This window comes from Paenibacillus polymyxa (assembly GCF_018614975.1).
GTDB classification, from domain to species: Bacteria; Bacillota; Bacilli; order Paenibacillales; family Paenibacillaceae; genus Paenibacillus; species Paenibacillus polymyxa_E.
On the sequence record NZ_JAGGNR010000012.1, the window covers coordinates 307,785 to 324,309 of the forward strand.

The window sequence follows — 16,525 nt, forward strand, 5'->3', positions numbered from 1 at the left end:
AAGTATGCATAATCGACTCATTGCAATCATTGGCGCAGGGGTGATGGGATGCGCCACAGCACTGGATGTCGCGAGGGCTGGCTATCGTGTAATTTTGCAGGATATTTCGGCGTCCGTCATCGAACACGCCCCTGATGTTATACGTCGTGAATATCGTTCAGCTTGCTTTTTGAAGCAAGGGTACGGTCAGGTGCCCCTGGATCAGATCATGGAACGAATCTCGTTCCAGACACAAGATGAAGGTGTGGAAGAGGCAAGTATCATTATTGAAAATGTAACCGAGAACCTGGAATTGAAAAAGGAAGTTTACGCACGACTATACCACAAGGCTCGTCCTGATGCTTTATTTGCGCTAAATACAAGCTGTATTTCCGTGACAAAGCTCGCTTCATTTTTGCCTGACCCAGGTCGAGCCATTGGGGTGCATCTGATGAATCCGGTTCCCGTTAAATCCATGGTGGAGGTGATCAAAGGACATCATACAACGGAGGATACGGAACATGAGATGGTAGCGTTTTTGGAAACTCTTGATAAAAGTCCAGTTGTCATAGAGGATCTGCCCGGGTTTGTCTCTAATCGTCTCTCGCACTTGTTAATGAATGAAGCGGCGTACATTGTACAGGATGGAATCGCTACACCCGAGCAGGTGGACGCCATTATGAAGAAGGGCTTCAATTATCAGATGGGACCGCTGGAGACGGCGGATCTGATTGGTCTGGATACGGTCGTACATTCATTAAAAGTATTGTACGACAGCTATCAGGACCCCAAATTCCGATGCTGTCCGATGTTGCAGAAAATGGTTGATGCAGGACAGTGGGGGCGGAAGACAGGTCAAGGATTCTATGCCTACTAAGATGAAGGGTGGCATGACCATGGAAAAGCTCAAGGATATCAAATGCATCGTTTGGGATCTGGACCACACCATATGGGATGGGGTTTTGCTTGAATCTGCAGGTGTGCAACTGAAGCCGGGCTTAAAGGAGGTGATTGAAAAACTGGACTAGCGAGGTATTTTGCATTCTGTTGCCAGTAAAAACTGATGCAGAGCTATCGCTTTGCCGGTTTCAAGCAGCAATCTGCAGATCAGGAAGCAAGAGTACTGTTTTATCATGATTTGCAGCAAGCTGTAGATTTTCCAGATTACATTGAGGTTTTTGTGCCCGAGGGGCAACATCAATAACAAGGGGGAAGGGCAGTGGATTATCGTCAGGAAATTCGGGAGTTTATCGGGAACAACCTCACCATGGATCATGAGGACACTCAAATTAATGATAATGACAATTATTTTGAGCAGCGGTTCGTCAATTCGCTCTTTGCTATGCGTTTGGTGGACTTTGTAGAGCGTAGATTCCAGATTGAGATAGCAAATGAAGATCTGGATTTGGCTAATTTCTGCACGATTAACCGTTTGCATGATCTTATTGAGAGAAAGTTGACTGAGAAGGAGGCGGCACTATGATTACAGCTAATCAGGCATCCATTCGTCCAGTCACAAGTCCGGAAACCAGCCCGTCCAACAAATATATGTATTTGTTTTTGGGAATTTCCTTTGGCACATGTTATGGAATCGCAAGTTTGTTCATGTTCTTTGCGGATTTTATTGTACCCATAACAGGTGAGTTAACCTTGATGCATCCACTTGCGATCGTTGCTCTGTATTCACCTTCCATTGCCGGATTAATTACATGTTATGTGATGGGCGGCACGGAAGCATTAAAAGGAATGTTTATGAAGCTGGTTCCGCGCAGACAGGATCTGTTCTGGATACCGCTCATTATTGGTATTTCCATCATCTTTGCATCAACAATGCACTTTGGTTCCTTGTTATTCGGCATACCGGTCCCTGAGTTGACATATAGTGTACCTGAAATGATCTGGTTGGGGATTGTGAATCTGATCAAGGAGACGGGGCTGATCGGTGGGCTGTTTGGCTGGATCGGATTTTTGCTTCCATTCTTGCAAGGGAAGTTAAAAAATAATATAACAAGTGGTCTGCTTACCGGCCTGTTGTTCGGATTATGGGTGCTTCCGGGATACTTGATTTCCTCTTTTGGCACCTCAACCACTTACATATACTACGTTGTTCAGCTTATGGCATTTATCGTGTTCCAAAGTTATATCTTCAATGCAACCAAAGGTACACTTCTGTTTTATCTGCTTGCATTCTGGCTTGTAGCCACAGGAAGTCAAATTGATTTGTACTACTTTAATCCGCAAGTTCAAATTATGCAATTCTTCTTTTTTGTAATATCGGCTATTGTCATACATGTCATCTTCAAGCGTAAAAATGTGGATACTTCACTTCAGACATTCCCTGCATATGTTCTGGAAAGAAAGTAAGCCTGGTTATGGTGGTGGATAAGTGATGGAACCGATCTATTTGGAGCAGCTACAAAAGGGGGAGGGGAACAGACAAATGGTCTGTTTTCCTTATCTCGGTGGCAACTCCAACAGTTTTCAGCCCCTAGTGCCGTACCTTCCTGACACGGAAATTTGGGCGTTTACGCCCCCCGGTCATGGTCTGAACACCGAAACACCCCTGGAGCATATGCAGCAACTCGTAGAACTGTATACCAGCAAGCTGCTGGATGTTGTACAGCCCGGCAGCCTGTTATTTGGACATAGTCTGGGAGGGATTACAGCCTACTTCGTTGCGCAGCGCTTATGTCAGGAACGTCCAGATGTAGCTAAAACGCTACGACTTGTGTTATCTGCCTGCAACACACCTGACGAATGCGGGATGCAGAATTATGATCGAATGTCAGACGAAAATCTGATTGATCATCTGTTTTCCTATGAAGCTCTTCCGCAAGAACTGATACATGAAAAAGAATTGTTGAATTATTTTCTGCCCGTCATCCGGGCGGATTTCAGAATGCTGGAATCTGCAGCAACGCTTGAATATGAGCCGCTCTCATTGCCGGTATTGTATCTGTGGGGAGAACGGGATCGTACCGTTACCCTTCAATCAGCGTTGAGATGGGGCCGATATTTTGACACATCCATGAAGCTTCAAACCATCAAAGAGGGTGCTCACATGTTCATGATGCATCAACCTTCAACGGTGGCGCATTGTCTGACAAGCTTTATGACTCCAGATAAATAGGAACAACTTGTAGATGAGAGGAGCCATGTTCGTTTATGCTGCTACGAATGCTGAGAAACGATATAACGAGAAAAAAAGGGATTACGGCTGCGTTATTTATTTTTGTACTGCTGGCCGCCTTGCTGGTATCTTCGGGGTCACGAATGATTATGGAACTGACGAGTTCTATCCAATATCTATTTTCTGAATCCAAAACACCACACTTTGTGCAAATGCATGCCGGAGAACTCGATCAGGCCAAAGTGAACACGTGGGCTGAAGAAAATGCCATGGTCCAGCAGCATCAGATTGTGGAAATGGTCAACATTGACGGCTCTAATCTGTTTCTCGGAGCAGAGTCCGAGAAGAACAGCGTTATGGACATTGACTTTGTTACACAGAATCAGGGTTTCGACTACTTGTTGAATCTGGACAGTGAGATTATTCAGGTGAACGATGGCGAGATCGCGGTTCCGGTATATTACATGCAGCAAAAAAAATTGAGCGTGGGCGACCAGGTTCGGATCGATAATGGTCAATTTGAGCGTTCTTACACCATCGTTGATTTTGTCCGTGATGCTCAGATGAATCCATCGGTTGTGCACTCCAAACGTTTTATTGTGAGTGATGGGAATTTGCAGGAACTGAAGCAGAGCATCGGAGAGATGGAGTATCTCATTGAATTCCGGTTGACGGATCCCGGACTGACGAGTGAATTTACCCAGGCGTACCAAAATGCCGGACTTCCCAACGCGGGTCCAGTCGTAACCTATGGGCTGTTCCAGGTATTGAATGCCATGACCGACGGAGTTATTGCAGCCGTTATTATTTTGGTCAGTCTTGTGCTGATTCTGATCGCGATGCTCTGCATCCGATTCACGATGCTTGCGACCATCGAAGAGGATTATCGTGAGATTAGTGTCATGAAAGCGATAGGGATCGCAGAGAAGGATATTAAGAGACTGTATCTGATGAAGTATGTATTTATGGCCGGATTCGCATCCGTGCTTGGTTACATTGCATCACTTGGCGTTAACAGACTATTCGTTTCTAACATCATGTTGTATATGGGAAAAGCACCTGCAACCCTGTTGCATTTCGCGATTCCGTTATTAGCCGCTGGAATAATATTTGCCATGGTTGTTCTGTTCTGTCGAACGGTACTGCGGCGCTTTCGTTCCATCTCCGCGGTGGATGCTCTCCGTACCGGGAGCCTGGGGGATACACAGATCATTCGAAACCGGCTTAGTTTGTCCCGCAATCGCTGGTCTTCCGTACCTGTCTTTCTTGGTCTGAAGGAAGTCATACAGCGAATCAAGATGTTCCGATTATTGTTGTTCGTCTTTGTAGTCAGTTCATTTATCATGATTGTGCCGGTCAATTTCCTGAACACCTTGCAGGCGCCAAGTTTTATCTCTTATATGGGTGTTGGACAAAGTGATATTCGCATTGACTTGAGGCACACAGACGATGTGGAGCAGCGTTATGACAATCTGGTTGCCCAGATCCAAAATGATAAAGACATCAAAGCGTATTCCCCATTGGTAACAAGCCAGTTCAAGATTAAAAATGCGGAAGGAAGTTACGACAATCTGAGTGTAGAAACTGGAGATTTCAGTATTTTCCCATTGTCTTATGTTAGCGGTAATGCGCCAACAACCGAGAATGAAATTGCGTTATCGGATGCGAACAGTAGCGAGCTGCGCCTGAAGACGGGTGAGCAACTTACTTTGCTGGTTAATGGCAAGGACCAGATGATGAAGGTCAGCGGAATATACCAGGACGTTACGAATGGTGGCAAAACGGCGAAGGCCTTATTGCCCTACAACAAGGATAGTGTGTTGTGGTACGTGGTCAGTTTGGATCTGAATAATCGCGGGGAAATGGCTACCAAAATTGCTGAATATGAGGCGGCTTTCTCGCCAGCCAAAGTAACCGATCTTCAAGGTTATCTGGATCAGACGTTAGGCGGAACCATCGAACAATTGAAATTGGTGACGATGCTGGCCTTGGTCATCGGTGTCTTCATATCTATTTTAATTACAGCACTGTTCCTTCAGATGTTAGTAGCCAAGGACAACAACGACATTGCTGTACTAAGAAGTCTTGGGTTTGCCTTGTCTAAAATCAAGTTCAAGTATGTCGTGATGTCACTTGTCATATTAATCTTAGGGGTTGTTACTGGAACGATATTGTCCAATACGTTGGGTCCGTTGCTGGTTAGTGCCATTATGTCGACGTTTGGTGCTTCCAATATTGTTTTTGTTGTTAACCCGTTACAGGCATATATTTTGTGTCCATTGTTACTTGCGGGCACGATTGTACTGACGGCATGGATTAGCATCCAATCGATCAAGGAATCGAGCATATCCAAAATGATTGTCGAATAGGGAGGATCAACGATGACAACTATACTTGAGGCTAAAGACGTGAATAAATCCGTAGCGATCGGTGAGAATGAAGAACATAACATCTTAAAAGATATCAACCTTCAATTAAAAAAGGGAGAATTTGTTTCCATCATGGGGCCATCTGGCTCAGGCAAGTCTACCTTACTGTACAACATAAGTGGTATGGATCAGATTAGTGCTGGAAGTGTCTATTTTAATGGCAAAAAAATATCGGCATTTCAGGAGAGGGATCTGGCAAGTCTACGTTTGACCAAGATGGGATTCATCTTTCAAAATATTCATCTGCTCAAGAACCTGAATCTGTTAGACAATATCGTACTTTCCGCGTATCTCGCCAAGAATAGCAGCAGAGAAACGATTAATACAAGGGCAATGTCATTAATGAAAAAAATGGGGATTGATGAGCTGGCTGAGCATAATATCACCCAAGCCTCAGGCGGACAGCTTCAACGGATTGCCATCTGCCGTGCGCTAATTAATAATCCAGATATTTTATTCGGCGATGAACCAACGGGGGCGCTGAATTCCAAGTCAACGTATGAGATCATGGATATTCTGGGCGATATTAATAGAGCGGGTACAACCATTCTGCTGGTGACCCATGATGTGAAAGTTGCTGCCAGATCGGAACGTGTACTGTTTATGATGGACGGTAAGCTGGTTGCAGACAAAAATATTGGAAAATATGCAAGTGAGCGTCAGGATCTAAAAACAAGGGAAAGCCATTTAACGCAATGGTTGACTGAAATGGGGTTCTAAACAAAGAACTTCATGACTACAATAGACCGACAGTCGGTCGAACGTATCGGAGGCCAGGATATGAGACTGATAAAAAACCCGGAAGAACGCAGGAACGAGATTTTGGATGCCGCCGAGATTCTGTTCATAACAAAGGGGTACACCAAAGCTACGGTCATGGATATCCTTCAGGCGTGCAACATTGCCAAGGGTACATTTTATTATTATTTTCAGTCCAAGGAAGAGGTTATGAACGCCATCGTTATGCGTTTTATTCTGAGCGGGGAGGCATCGGCCAGGCACGTGGTGTCCGACCCTAAACTGAACGCCCATGACAAAATCTTTCGCATCATGATGGCGCAGAATCAGCCAGACGGCAGAAAACATGATCTCATCGAGCAATTACACAGTGTTCATAATGTGGAGATGCACCAAAAGAGTCTGGTAGAGACGGTAATTCGATTAAGTCCCATCTTGGCCGAGGTGGTAGAGCAGGGCATTCAGGAGGGGGTATTTCATACGCCTAACCCAAAGGAATCCATCGAATTCCTGCTCGTATCGTCACAATTTTTACTCGATCGAGGCATCTTTCAATGGGAGGAGGAAGAACTCCAAAAAAAGGTTGAAGCATTCACACATATTTTGGAACGTGTGCTGGGAGCAGAAAAAGGAAGCTTCGCCTACGTCACTCGTCTTTATTTTCCGAATCAAGCTTAGCCGAGAAAGGAGTATCATCCATGGAACATACCGTTCAAAAATCATTTAGAAAGTTTCTGGTAGTATGGTTCGGTCAGCTCATCTCCATGATTGGGATTGGACTTACAGCCTTCTCCCTGGGGGTGTATGCCTTCGAAAAAACGAATACGGCAACAAGTGTTGCATTGATCACCTTATTCACGTTTCTGCCGAATATCCTGCTTCGACCTATTGGAGGTGTAATGGCCGACCGATTCGATCGGCGGACGATGATGATTATCGGCGACCTGGGGTCGGCAGCCGGTTTGATTTTCATTCTCTCCATTATGCTCACAGGTGATATCCAATTATGGCATATCTATGTGGGAGTGGCCTTTAGTTCCGTGTTTTCCGCGCTGCAGAGCCCGGCATATAAGGCCTCTGCTACGGACCTGCTGGATAAGGATCAATTCTCGAAAGGCAGCGGTCTTGTACAACTGGCTGAATCCTCGAAGTTTCTGTTTTCACCCATCATTGCGGGCATTCTGCTTAGTATAACAACCATTGAAGTCATTCTGGTCATTAATATTCTGACATTCCTGGTTGCTATTCTGGCTGTGCTGGTTATTCGGAAGAGCATGAAGGTGGAGCGAGACGATCAAGAAGACAGAAACTGGATCACCGATATTCAAGAGGGCTGGAGGGAAGTTGTAACCAACAAGGGAGTACTGTTGCTGGTGGTGATTATTTCGCTGGTCACCTTTTATCTAGGATTCCTGGAGACACTCATTGGTCCGATGCTTCTATCATTCACGGATGCAAAGACACTTGGAACGTTTCAGTCTGTTAGCGCCATCGGCATGCTGATTAGCAGCTTGTGCATCGGCATATTTACAATAACAAAGAGATACGCAAGTGTACTTGTGATGGGTCTGATTTTGTGCGGCTTGTCCTTCTCGCTTCTGGGGATATCCACTAACATTTATTTTATTATCTTCGCAGGTTTTCTGTTCCTGTCATCACTGCCATTTGTCAACATGAGCGCAGATGTGCTGGTGCGAAACAATATCGCCAACGAGAAGCAGGGCAGGGTATGGGGCATCATCGGTATTTTGTCCCAGCTCGGGTTCATTATAGCTTACAGTCTGGCTGGATTCCTGGCCGACCATGTGTTTAATCCGTTGCTGATGGAGGGGGGAGCACTGGCTTCGTCTGTTGGTCAAATTATTGGAACCGGGCCAGGCAGAGGTATTGCCTTTCTGTTTATCATCGCGGGTCTGTTTGTTATTCTGATCGCAATAATCACATCCCGTTTGAAAATGATCAAATCTCTGGAGCAGAGCCCAGATATAAAGGCTCCATCCGATGTTGGCGGGTTGGCGCACGATTAATTCGAATCTAACAGCGTAAGCCCTTGTTCGCAGCAGCGTGCGATACTTCTTCTGTACGAAGAAGTTATTTACACGATGAGCAGACAAGGGCTTTTTTGTGCTGAGGAGTCAGCAGATGTACTTATACAAGAGGCGTTTGTGAATTTGGATTATCGGTGGAGCTTACCCTTTAACAGCCCCTGAAGTTAGTCCTCCTACAATATACTTTTGCCCAATGAGGAACACAATCAACACAGGCAATGACGTGAGCACGATATCGGCACTGACCAGATTCCATTGGGCACTGAATTGTCCGAAGAAGTTATATACAGCCAGCGTCATCGGCCACATCTCCACTGTATTCAGCATATAGAGTGGGGCAGTAAACTCATTCCAGACACTCAGGAAATTAAGAACAAATACCGTTACCAGCACCGAGGTTAACAAAGGTACAATGATTCTCAGGAACAGCTTGATCCCGTTACATCCGTCCATAATGGCAGCTTCGTCCAGTTCCTTTGGAATATTGGATACAAATGCATACGTAATGAACAGCGAGATCGGAATCCCCATGGCTGTATAGAGCAGAATCATGCCGACATGTGAATTGATCATACCCATCGACTTCATGACTTCCATCAGCGGAATGTAGTTAAGCGGTAAGGTAATGCCAAGAATCAGGAAGAAGTACAGAAACTTGCTGAGCCTCGAATGGTTGCGGGATAACGTGAAGGCCGAGAAGGCCACAACAAACACCAATAGCAGGGAAGAGGCCCCGGAATGCAGCAGACTGTTGAAAAAAGAACCGCCCAAGTGTCCCTGTTCATAGACGATTTTGTAATTTTCAAAGATAAACTTCTCGGGCAACGTCAGTTTCAGCACTTTGGCCTCGGCGTCCGACTTGAATGAATTCAGTACAATGACGACAAAAGGAATCAGGACCACCAGGCTAAGCAGCCAGGCGAGCGCATTTAACCCGATGGAAGCCAGTCTTTTTCTCAATCGCATGTCAGTATTCCACCTTTCGGTTCATCAAACGAATGATGAAAAAGGAGATGATCGCCATGATGACAAACAGAATGGTAGATAGCGCACTCCCCAGTCCCCAATATCCTTTGGCAAAAGAGGAATAGACCGCCGTGTTAATCACATCCGTGGCGTTACCGGGTCCACCGTTCGTCAGCACGTATACGGCATCGAATACTCTCAGCCCGTACGTAATATTGAGCACCGTGGCGATGGTGATCGTAGGCATCAGCATCGGAATCGTAATTCGGAACAACTTCTGCCCGAACCCGGCGCCGTCAATGGAAGCTGCCTCGTAGTAATCGCGGGGAATCGCGAGCAGTCCGGCGATGAACAGCACCATGATGTAGCCCATGCCTTTCCACGTGTCCACTGCCATAATGGATGGCATGGCCCAGGTCAGGGAGCCCAGCCAGTTCTGGGCGAGAACGTCCAGTCCCATCGAACGCAGGGTCACGTTAACGAACCCGTTGTTGGGGTCAAGCAGACTTTTGAACACAAGCCCAACAATCAGGAACGACAGCACCTGCGGGGAGAAGATGATCATCCGGTGCAGATTGGCGGCCTTTACACCGCTAACCAGGAGTAGAGCCAGAAATAAGCCCAGAACGGTCTTGGCGATGGACGTAACCAGGGTGAAGAGGACTGTATTTTTGATAAAAAGAAGATAGGTCGGATCACCCGCCAATATGGTACGGAAATGCTCCAGACCGATAAAGTTCTTCTCCGAACTATAGCTGTTCCAGTCGGTGAACGAATAATAGATGCCCAGCAGGGCGGGAGCAACGATGAACAGCAGATATAACACAATCGCTCCAGATGAGAAATACCAGGGATAGATTTTGTTTGCATTCATAACCGGTAACACCTTTCCTTCCTGCCAAAATACACAAGCGGGCAAGTGCCCGCTGCATGTAACGTTGTTCAGCGTTTATGTTTATCTGCAATATGCGCTGTTACTGCCACTTCTCATCTTTCAGCACTTTGGCTTGTTCAGCACGACGTTTATCAATATTTTGCAGAATCTGATCCGGTGTCATTGCGCCAGCGAACATGCCTGACAAGTCCTTGCCGATATCCATCCATTGTGGATCAATGTATTTCACAGCGGCCTGCATGACCGTACCTTTTTCATGATTTTTCTCATAATCAATATAGTCCTTTGTCAGCTTTGGTTCGATTTCTGGCCAGCAGATCGTCAAGTTGCCTTCACCTTCATCAAACACACGTTGCAGATGATCATGCTCGGTAATCCAACGGAAGAATTTCAGCACTTCTTCGGGATGTTTACTGTTTTTGTTACCAAACATCGCAGCCGATCCGCCCGGATTCACACCAATCGTCTGATTATCTCCCCACGGCATGACGAAGAACCCCATATTGTCTTTCATTGCCGGATACGCTTCGGAGACTTCCTTTTCCGTCCCTGGCACCCGCAGCAGCATAGCCGCTTTCTCCTGACCAAACGCTTCAATTCCCGCTTCAACCGTATTGGACAAGAAGTCTTTGCCGAAATAACCGAGATCCGCAAATTCCTTCAACTGCTCAATGACCGTCTTAAGCTGTGTCATATCAGCTACTTTCATCTCATTATTGTTCAGCTTCTCGTAGGTTCCCGCTGTCGTTTGCTCATAGTTAGGCCCCGTTTCGAACAGTGGCAGAACCTGATACCACCCGCTGGCAGGTGCCTGATAGAACGGAATAATGTCTTTATCCTTAATTTTCTGGCTGATCGCCTTGAATTCGGCATAGGATGTAGGAGGCTCAATGCCGAGCTCTTGGAAGATACGTTTGTTATAGTACACATACCAGATTTTCGTTGGCGCAAAAGAAACCCCGTACACCTTGTCATTGTGACTGACGGTTGGCAAAATCTCTTCAGACATCCGACCTGTGAATTCCTCATTGGTCAGGTCAATGGCATTTTCCTCCGGTCTTACGTTAGCCGGCATGCTCAGTGGGTCCACATCGACATTGAAAATGTCCGGTGCTTCGCCAGAGGCCAGCTTCACCTTGATCAGGTCACGCCACTGTGCGTCAGGGACGACCTGGAAGTCAATTTTGACACCCGTCTCCTGCTCATATTCCTTGGCCATCGTCTGCATGATGCCTGTACGCGGAATACCCGATTGGCTCGTTCCAAACGTGAGTGTCACCTTACCCGAACCTTCTGTACTTTTACCTGAGTTGCACCCGGCAAGCAGCAGCGTGGAGAGCAGGAGCACACTTGCAAGTGAAAATAGAAATCGTTTTCTCATCATTAAACCTCCCGGAATATAAAGAAAATTGTCACTTGCCGAAACGCTTGGTGTAAGCGTATTCTTATGTGGATAACTTTACTGTGAACAGCGGATGTGCTCAATAGACAAAAGCGTTCTGTTGGGTGGACATTTTCGAATGGTGTGACAGATATCATCATAGGACGAGGTGTATGGGGATTGCGATATCGATTTGGAACGCTTCAGCAAAGTCTGTTTGCCTATTACTCTGCGGTATTCATTATTTTTTCGCTCATCGTGGCGGGGCTTCTCTATGTTTTTCTCGCGAGTGACATCCGTCATCGAAGTGAAGAACAGCAGAGACAACTGGGGGTATCAATCGTCAGTAACCTGGATCAGGAAGTGGTGAAAATGAATAACTTCTCCATGAATATTGTGTATTCCAATCTGGTCAAAGAACACTTCAGTCACTACTTGGCACCAGCGGAGGATAGCGAGCAGACAATGACGAGTGATCCGGCATTGTATAAGGATACAACCACACTGATTGATGTCATTCTCGCAATCATCAGCAGCTCCAATACAGCCAAGCAAGCCAACATCTATGATGTGAATGGCAAGATGCTGGGAGCGGGTGCATTCAATGGTCAACTGTCGGTAGACCTGACTCAGCGACCGTGGTACAAGGAAACCTGGGAGCGGAGCGGATGGCGAGTGATCCAATTGTTAGACGGGGGAGCTTTGCCCATGCCAACAGGCGAGGGTAAATCAGATCAACCTTACATTTCGCTTACCCGTGTATACAAAGATGGCAATTATGTTAGCCAGGGTGTCGTTGAGATTTTGCAGGATGCCGGAACCCTGTTCCAGCATTTGAATGATCTGCAGGCAAGTAACGAGGATCTTCGGATCTATGTAGTGGATGAACAAAATACACGGTTGTATCCACTTTCTTGGGATGCCGATGCTTCTCAAGCAGGCCATTTTGATGATGTGGACTTGATTCAAAATCTTTCATTTCCGCCTGATACGATGCAGGAGATTACTGATCCTTTGAGTCAGTCCAAACAAATGATGACGTACATGACGTCACAGGAGACGGGATGGACCGTTATTGTCATGCAATCCAAACAGTCCCTTTTCGCGAGTCTCAACCGGATGGCTGTGATGTTTATTGGTGCCACGTTAGCTACTCTCATGCTGATTCTGGTTCTCTCGTATCTGATCTCCAAACGGGTTACTTTGCCGCTGCATCGTTTGCAGCGCATTATTCAGAAAACGGGTGAGAATGATCTCGTATCGGGTCAGGATTCCGGTCAGTTGTTCAAGCTGGAGCATCCCGGTTCTATCCGGGAGATGGATGAGCTGAATGATACGTTTATCCGGCTGAATCAACAGCTTGTACAATCGTTTCAGGACAGGCTGGCGATGAAATCTCAGGAGACAGAAGCGAGATTACTCGCGCTGCAATCTCAGATGAACCCGCATTTTCTCTATAACAACATCACAAATATTAGCATCATGGCGGAAGAAGGCATGAATGAGCAGATTGTCGCGTTCTGCGGCAATATTGCGTCTATGCTGCGTTATATTTCTACTCCGGGAAAGAATGGAGTTCCACTGTCTCAAGAATTGGATTATTGTGAGCGATATCTGGAGTGTATGAAGATTAGGTTTGAGGATGACATGCATTACGAGTTCCATATTCCGGCTGAGATGCAACATATTCAGGTTCCAATGTTAATGGTACAACCACTACTCGAAAATGCTATGAAATATGGACTGGGTGATACCCCTCCATGGAAACTGAATATTACTGGAGCTATGGATGCGGTACAGCAGACCTGGCAGATCCACGTAGAAGACAACGGGCCTGGCATGGAACCCGAGGCACTTGCCAAAATCCTGCATTATATCGAACAGTCCCAGGAGTGGGAGCGTATGCCTGAGCTTGAGATTAACGGCATGGGACTCAAAAATATATGGGTCCGATTGAAATTATGGTACGGCACGGCAGCCCACATGCAGATTACGAACAAGCCTTCCGGCGGTGTCCAGATTACCATAGGTGGTTCCATTCGAAAGGAGCATGACTGAACCCATGACAATTAAATACAGAACGATTATTGTGGAAGATGAAGCCCTGATTCGCCGGAATGTCTCGCGCAAGTTCAGAGAGCTGGGCACCCGGTTCGAGGTGATTGGTGAAGCGCGGAACGGTCAGGAAGCGATACAGCTCATTGAACATTCCGTACCTGATCTGGTTGTAACGGATATACAGATGCCGGTAATGAATGGATTGGAACTCGCCAAACATCTGTATTTTGCCTATCCGCATGTGAAGATTGTTATTCTGAGTGGTTATCATGAATTCGAATATGCACGGCAGGCGATCAGTTACAAGGTGGAGGATTATCTGCTCAAACCATTATCGGAAGAACAGCTTCGTACACTACTGGATGCGATGGAGCTGAAGCTTGGGAGCGCTGTGGATTCGCTTGCCCATGTCAGTGCCGTGCTGGACGAGCAGGTGAAGCCGGAGGATATCGCAGAGGCTGTTAAGCTGTATTTGAAGCAGAATTACATGCATGAGGTAACACTTCAGGACATGGCGGGACAGATGCATTTTAGTGTGGACTATCTGGGAAAGTGTTTTAAGAAAGTAACGGGCGAGACTCCGCTGAAATATATGACAGGTCTGCGGATTAATGAAGCAAAACGCATGCTCGTTACTCATGAGAATATGGATATCAAGACCATTGGTGGAGCGGTAGGGTATAGTGATTCTCACTATTTCAGCCGGGTCTTCAAAAACAAAACGGGCATGTACCCTAGCGAGTACCGACTGCAATTGCAGGAACGAAAAAAAGCCCTGTCCATGGATGATGAGTCCCATGTTGACTTGAGCTGATTACTGGGCCAGAGCTTCTTCGGTTATTTTGCGAATATCAAACGGGGAGCGGATACCTTCTTCGATCATGTCGGGGAGAATCTGTTCCAGGAAATACTGCACACAGTGGAGGTCGATATTTTTGATTTTGACCAAGGCATAACGGTACATAACGATAAATTCTTTCTCCGTATTGCCACGTTGGAGCTCAGCAAAGGCTTCATATACCTGATCCATCTTGTCTGCGACTTCGAGAATCAGTCCTTCAACCGATTGGTCTTTGCCCTCACGCAGCTGTCTGCGGAAAATAGGCTGGAACTCTTCAGGAATAATTTCATTAATAAAATGTTCAACCATGCCTTCTTCCACCTTTTGCAGCATCGAACGCAGCTCCAGTGAATAATGTTTGACGGGTGTTTTGATATCACCGATGAAGATTTCGCCATAATCATGACTGCTTGTGATCTCATATAACTTCTTCCAATCGATGGTGACTCCATGTTGCTCCTCAATATCTGCGAGCGTTTTGGCGTATTGTACCACTTTCCAGGAATGAGCGGATACGCTGTGTTCTTCGAATTTGAATTTGCCAGGTGTACGAATAATGCGTTCAAGATCATTCAATGATCTGAAGTACGTATGAATTCCCATATAGGCGATCATCCTTTGCTGAGATATAAATGTGAGTATCCATCGACTATACATCAGTTATGTCAACTGTGGATTAACGCAGATAGCAACGAAGGTAAAATGAAGCTATAAAAGGACGAGAGGATGAAAGGGAGACGTAGGAGAAAGTAGGCAGGTTATCGACAAACAATAAAAAAACACGATGTGTGACTGAACGTGAGTTCAGCATCCATCGTGGCTTTAGTGTGCAGCTGTTGTCTTACTTAACGCTACATAAGTGCAGTTGAACCAATAATTATGATTTTTTACGTACCGGCGAAGTATACCAATACGCCATACCAACAAACAGTACACCGCCGATGATATTACCAAGCGTCACCGGGATCATGTTATGAAACCAGCCTGCCAGAGTAATGGTATCCGGGTGGTTTGGCAACAGCCAGGACAAGGACAGCAAAGTCATATTGGCAACACTGTGCTCATACCCACTTGCAATAAAGGCGTACAGACACCACCAGATGAGAGCAATTTTGGCGATATCCTCTTTCGTGCGAGCAGCCATCCAGATCGCCAGACAGACAAGCCAGTTACAAAGAATGCCGCGGAAGAACAACTCCGATACGGGAGCAGCCATCTTTTTGGCAGAAGCAACGAATAAAAGATGTTCGGGAGCAGCCGTTTTGAACAGGCCGCTGCCTACAATAAGCAGGCTGAGCAGGATCGCACCTAACAAGTTGCCGAGGAAGACGAGTCCCCAGTTTTTCAGTGTATCTTTAACTGTGGTCCGGCCTGCGAGCGTGCTCATGGTGAAAAACATGTTGTTGCCTGTAAATAGTTCCGATCCGGCAAAGATGACCAGTGTAAGGGCGAGTCCGAAGGACATGCCCATCAACATGGTTTGCAGTGGTGACTGTGCCGCTAGGAGCGGGGCACCGATACTGAAGATCAGTACGATGCCAAGCCCTACATAGGCACCCGCCATTAAGGCGGCAACCATGTAGCGTGAAAGATTTGAGTTCATCTGATCCCGTTTTTTAACCGCAGCTTCAATAATTCCCTCAACACTTGGTGTATACATCACGGTTTCCCCCATTATTTTGCATCAATCTATGAACGTTTCAATGGAGCTATATTTCAATCCAGACTTGGCCATTCTCTACCTTCACCGGATACATCTGCACTTGCCCATTGTCCGGTGCTTGCACAACACCAGTAGTCAAGTCAATTTTCCAATCATACAGCGGATCGTACAGATAATGCCCGGACACGATACCTTCTGCCAGGGGCCCACCCTTGGGGTGGGGGTTGTGATTATCAGCGGCAAAGATGGTGCCATCTGATGCCAGAAAGACAGCAAGCTGATGTTCCTTAATTTCAACTACTCTTCCGATTCGTGGCAGGAATTCTTCAACTACTCCGGCAGGGAAGTAGGTGCCTGATTGTTTTGTCGTCATCTTAAACCACTCCTTCTCTATATT

Annotated in this window: 17 protein-coding genes; 11 read left to right on the forward strand and 6 right to left on the reverse strand. The window is 46.3% G+C overall.

The genetic code is table 11. The features are described 5' to 3' along the window. Positions 1-4: 4 nt before the first annotated feature. The 9 genes from J7E78_RS12190 (at position 5) to J7E78_RS12225 (ending at position 8,303) form a co-directional block, all read left to right on the forward strand. Positions 5-856, forward strand: coding sequence for a 3-hydroxyacyl-CoA dehydrogenase family protein (locus J7E78_RS12190; RefSeq protein WP_215076440.1), 852 nt, complete (start codon positions 5-7; stop codon positions 854-856). Positions 857-875: 19 nt separating this feature from the next. Next, entirely contained in the window at positions 876-1,007 is a 132-nt protein-coding gene (locus J7E78_RS29685) for a hypothetical protein (RefSeq protein WP_285229406.1), read from the forward strand. A 191-nt stretch (positions 1,008-1,198) separates the two neighbouring features. After that, a complete protein-coding gene (locus J7E78_RS12195) occupies positions 1,199-1,462 on the forward strand; it encodes an acyl carrier protein (protein ID WP_017687156.1) in 264 nt (87 codons plus the stop codon). Further along, complete coding sequence (locus J7E78_RS12200; RefSeq protein ID WP_215076441.1) at positions 1,459-2,343, forward strand: hypothetical protein; 885 nt, start codon at positions 1,459-1,461, stop codon at positions 2,341-2,343. The genes J7E78_RS12195 and J7E78_RS12200 overlap by 4 nt, the downstream gene beginning before the upstream one ends. Positions 2,344-2,368: 25 nt before the next feature. Then, entirely contained in the window at positions 2,369-3,109 is a 741-nt protein-coding gene (locus tag J7E78_RS12205; RefSeq protein ID WP_215076442.1) for a thioesterase II family protein, read from the forward strand. A gap of 35 nt (positions 3,110-3,144) precedes the next feature. After that, a complete protein-coding gene (locus tag J7E78_RS12210; RefSeq protein WP_215076443.1) occupies positions 3,145-5,478 on the forward strand; it encodes an ABC transporter permease in 2,334 nt (777 codons plus the stop codon). Positions 5,479-5,490: 12 nt separating this feature from the next. Then, positions 5,491-6,258 (forward strand): ABC transporter ATP-binding protein, encoded by a 768-nt coding sequence (locus tag J7E78_RS12215; RefSeq protein ID WP_215076444.1) that lies wholly within the window; start codon positions 5,491-5,493, stop codon positions 6,256-6,258. Between the two features lie 60 nt (positions 6,259-6,318). Then, on the forward strand, positions 6,319-6,954 hold the full coding sequence (locus J7E78_RS12220) for a TetR/AcrR family transcriptional regulator (RefSeq protein WP_215076445.1): 636 nt from the start codon (positions 6,319-6,321) through the stop codon (positions 6,952-6,954). A 20-nt stretch (positions 6,955-6,974) separates the two neighbouring features. Next, entirely contained in the window at positions 6,975-8,303 is a 1,329-nt protein-coding gene (locus J7E78_RS12225) for an MFS transporter (protein ID WP_215076446.1), read from the forward strand. 162 nt (positions 8,304-8,465) lie between these two features. Here the strand turns inward: J7E78_RS12225 and J7E78_RS12230 are convergent, their stop codons facing one another. The 3 genes from J7E78_RS12230 to J7E78_RS12240 all read right to left on the reverse strand — a co-directional run bounded on the left by J7E78_RS12230 (position 8,466) and on the right by J7E78_RS12240 (position 11,569). Further along, a complete protein-coding gene (locus J7E78_RS12230; RefSeq protein ID WP_036668529.1) occupies positions 8,466-9,290 on the reverse strand; it encodes a carbohydrate ABC transporter permease in 825 nt (274 codons plus the stop codon). A gap of 1 nt (position 9,291) precedes the next feature. Next, on the reverse strand, positions 9,292-10,164 hold the full coding sequence (locus J7E78_RS12235) for a carbohydrate ABC transporter permease (protein WP_017687164.1): 873 nt from the start codon (positions 10,162-10,164) through the stop codon (positions 9,292-9,294). Positions 10,165-10,264: 100 nt separating this feature from the next. Next, positions 10,265-11,569, reverse strand: coding sequence for an ABC transporter substrate-binding protein (locus tag J7E78_RS12240; protein WP_251034983.1), 1,305 nt, complete (start codon positions 11,567-11,569; stop codon positions 10,265-10,267). A 177-nt stretch (positions 11,570-11,746) separates the two neighbouring features. On the opposite strand from J7E78_RS12240, the gene J7E78_RS12245 reads away from it, so the two are divergent. Together J7E78_RS12245 and J7E78_RS12250 are read left to right on the forward strand one after the other, a co-directional pair. Next, complete coding sequence (locus tag J7E78_RS12245) at positions 11,747-13,624, forward strand: cache domain-containing sensor histidine kinase (RefSeq protein WP_215076447.1); 1,878 nt, start codon at positions 11,747-11,749, stop codon at positions 13,622-13,624. 4 nt (positions 13,625-13,628) lie between these two features. After that, a complete protein-coding gene (locus J7E78_RS12250) occupies positions 13,629-14,438 on the forward strand; it encodes a response regulator transcription factor (RefSeq protein ID WP_215076448.1) in 810 nt (269 codons plus the stop codon). Here the strand turns inward: J7E78_RS12250 and J7E78_RS12255 are convergent, their stop codons facing one another. The 3 genes from J7E78_RS12255 to nirD form a co-directional block, all read right to left on the reverse strand. After that, positions 14,439-15,068 (reverse strand): YfbR-like 5'-deoxynucleotidase, encoded by a 630-nt coding sequence (locus J7E78_RS12255; protein ID WP_215076449.1) that lies wholly within the window; start codon positions 15,066-15,068, stop codon positions 14,439-14,441. It abuts the gene before it with no gap. A gap of 274 nt (positions 15,069-15,342) precedes the next feature. Continuing rightward, positions 15,343-16,125, reverse strand: coding sequence for a formate/nitrite transporter family protein (locus tag J7E78_RS12260; protein ID WP_215076450.1), 783 nt, complete (start codon positions 16,123-16,125; stop codon positions 15,343-15,345). A gap of 49 nt (positions 16,126-16,174) precedes the next feature. Continuing rightward, on the reverse strand, positions 16,175-16,501 hold the full coding sequence (gene nirD / locus J7E78_RS12265) for a nitrite reductase small subunit NirD (RefSeq protein WP_215076451.1): 327 nt from the start codon (positions 16,499-16,501) through the stop codon (positions 16,175-16,177). Positions 16,502-16,525 lie beyond the last annotated feature (24 nt).

Bases quoted from the DNA above. Each gene is read 5' to 3' on its own strand.
- J7E78_RS12220 (WP_215076445.1), top strand. From the start codon at position 6,319: ATGAGACTGATAAAAAACCCGGAAGAACGCAGGAACGAGATTTTGGAT.
- J7E78_RS12205 (WP_215076442.1), top strand. From the start codon at position 2,369: ATGGAACCGATCTATTTGGAGCAGCTACAAAAGGGGGAGGGGAACAGA.
- J7E78_RS29685 (WP_285229406.1), top strand. From the start codon at position 876: ATGGAAAAGCTCAAGGATATCAAATGCATCGTTTGGGATCTGGACCAC.
- J7E78_RS12210 (WP_215076443.1), top strand. From the start codon at position 3,145: ATGCTGCTACGAATGCTGAGAAACGATATAACGAGAAAAAAAGGGATT.
- J7E78_RS12215 (WP_215076444.1), top strand. From the start codon at position 5,491: ATGACAACTATACTTGAGGCTAAAGACGTGAATAAATCCGTAGCGATC.
- J7E78_RS12225 (WP_215076446.1), top strand. From the start codon at position 6,975: ATGGAACATACCGTTCAAAAATCATTTAGAAAGTTTCTGGTAGTATGG.
- J7E78_RS12190 (WP_215076440.1), top strand. From the start codon at position 5: ATGCATAATCGACTCATTGCAATCATTGGCGCAGGGGTGATGGGATGC.
- J7E78_RS12230 (WP_036668529.1), bottom strand. From the start codon at position 9,290: ATGCGATTGAGAAAAAGACTGGCTTCCATCGGGTTAAATGCGCTCGCC.
- nirD (WP_215076451.1), bottom strand. From the start codon at position 16,501: ATGACGACAAAACAATCAGGCACCTACTTCCCTGCCGGAGTAGTTGAA.
- J7E78_RS12200 (WP_215076441.1), top strand. From the start codon at position 1,459: ATGATTACAGCTAATCAGGCATCCATTCGTCCAGTCACAAGTCCGGAA.
- J7E78_RS12255 (WP_215076449.1), bottom strand. From the start codon at position 15,068: ATGGGAATTCATACGTACTTCAGATCATTGAATGATCTTGAACGCATT.
- J7E78_RS12235 (WP_017687164.1), bottom strand. From the start codon at position 10,164: ATGAATGCAAACAAAATCTATCCCTGGTATTTCTCATCTGGAGCGATT.
- J7E78_RS12240 (WP_251034983.1), bottom strand. From the start codon at position 11,569: ATGATGAGAAAACGATTTCTATTTTCACTTGCAAGTGTGCTCCTGCTC.
- J7E78_RS12260 (WP_215076450.1), bottom strand. From the start codon at position 16,125: ATGTATACACCAAGTGTTGAGGGAATTATTGAAGCTGCGGTTAAAAAA.
- J7E78_RS12250 (WP_215076448.1), top strand. From the start codon at position 13,629: ATGACAATTAAATACAGAACGATTATTGTGGAAGATGAAGCCCTGATT.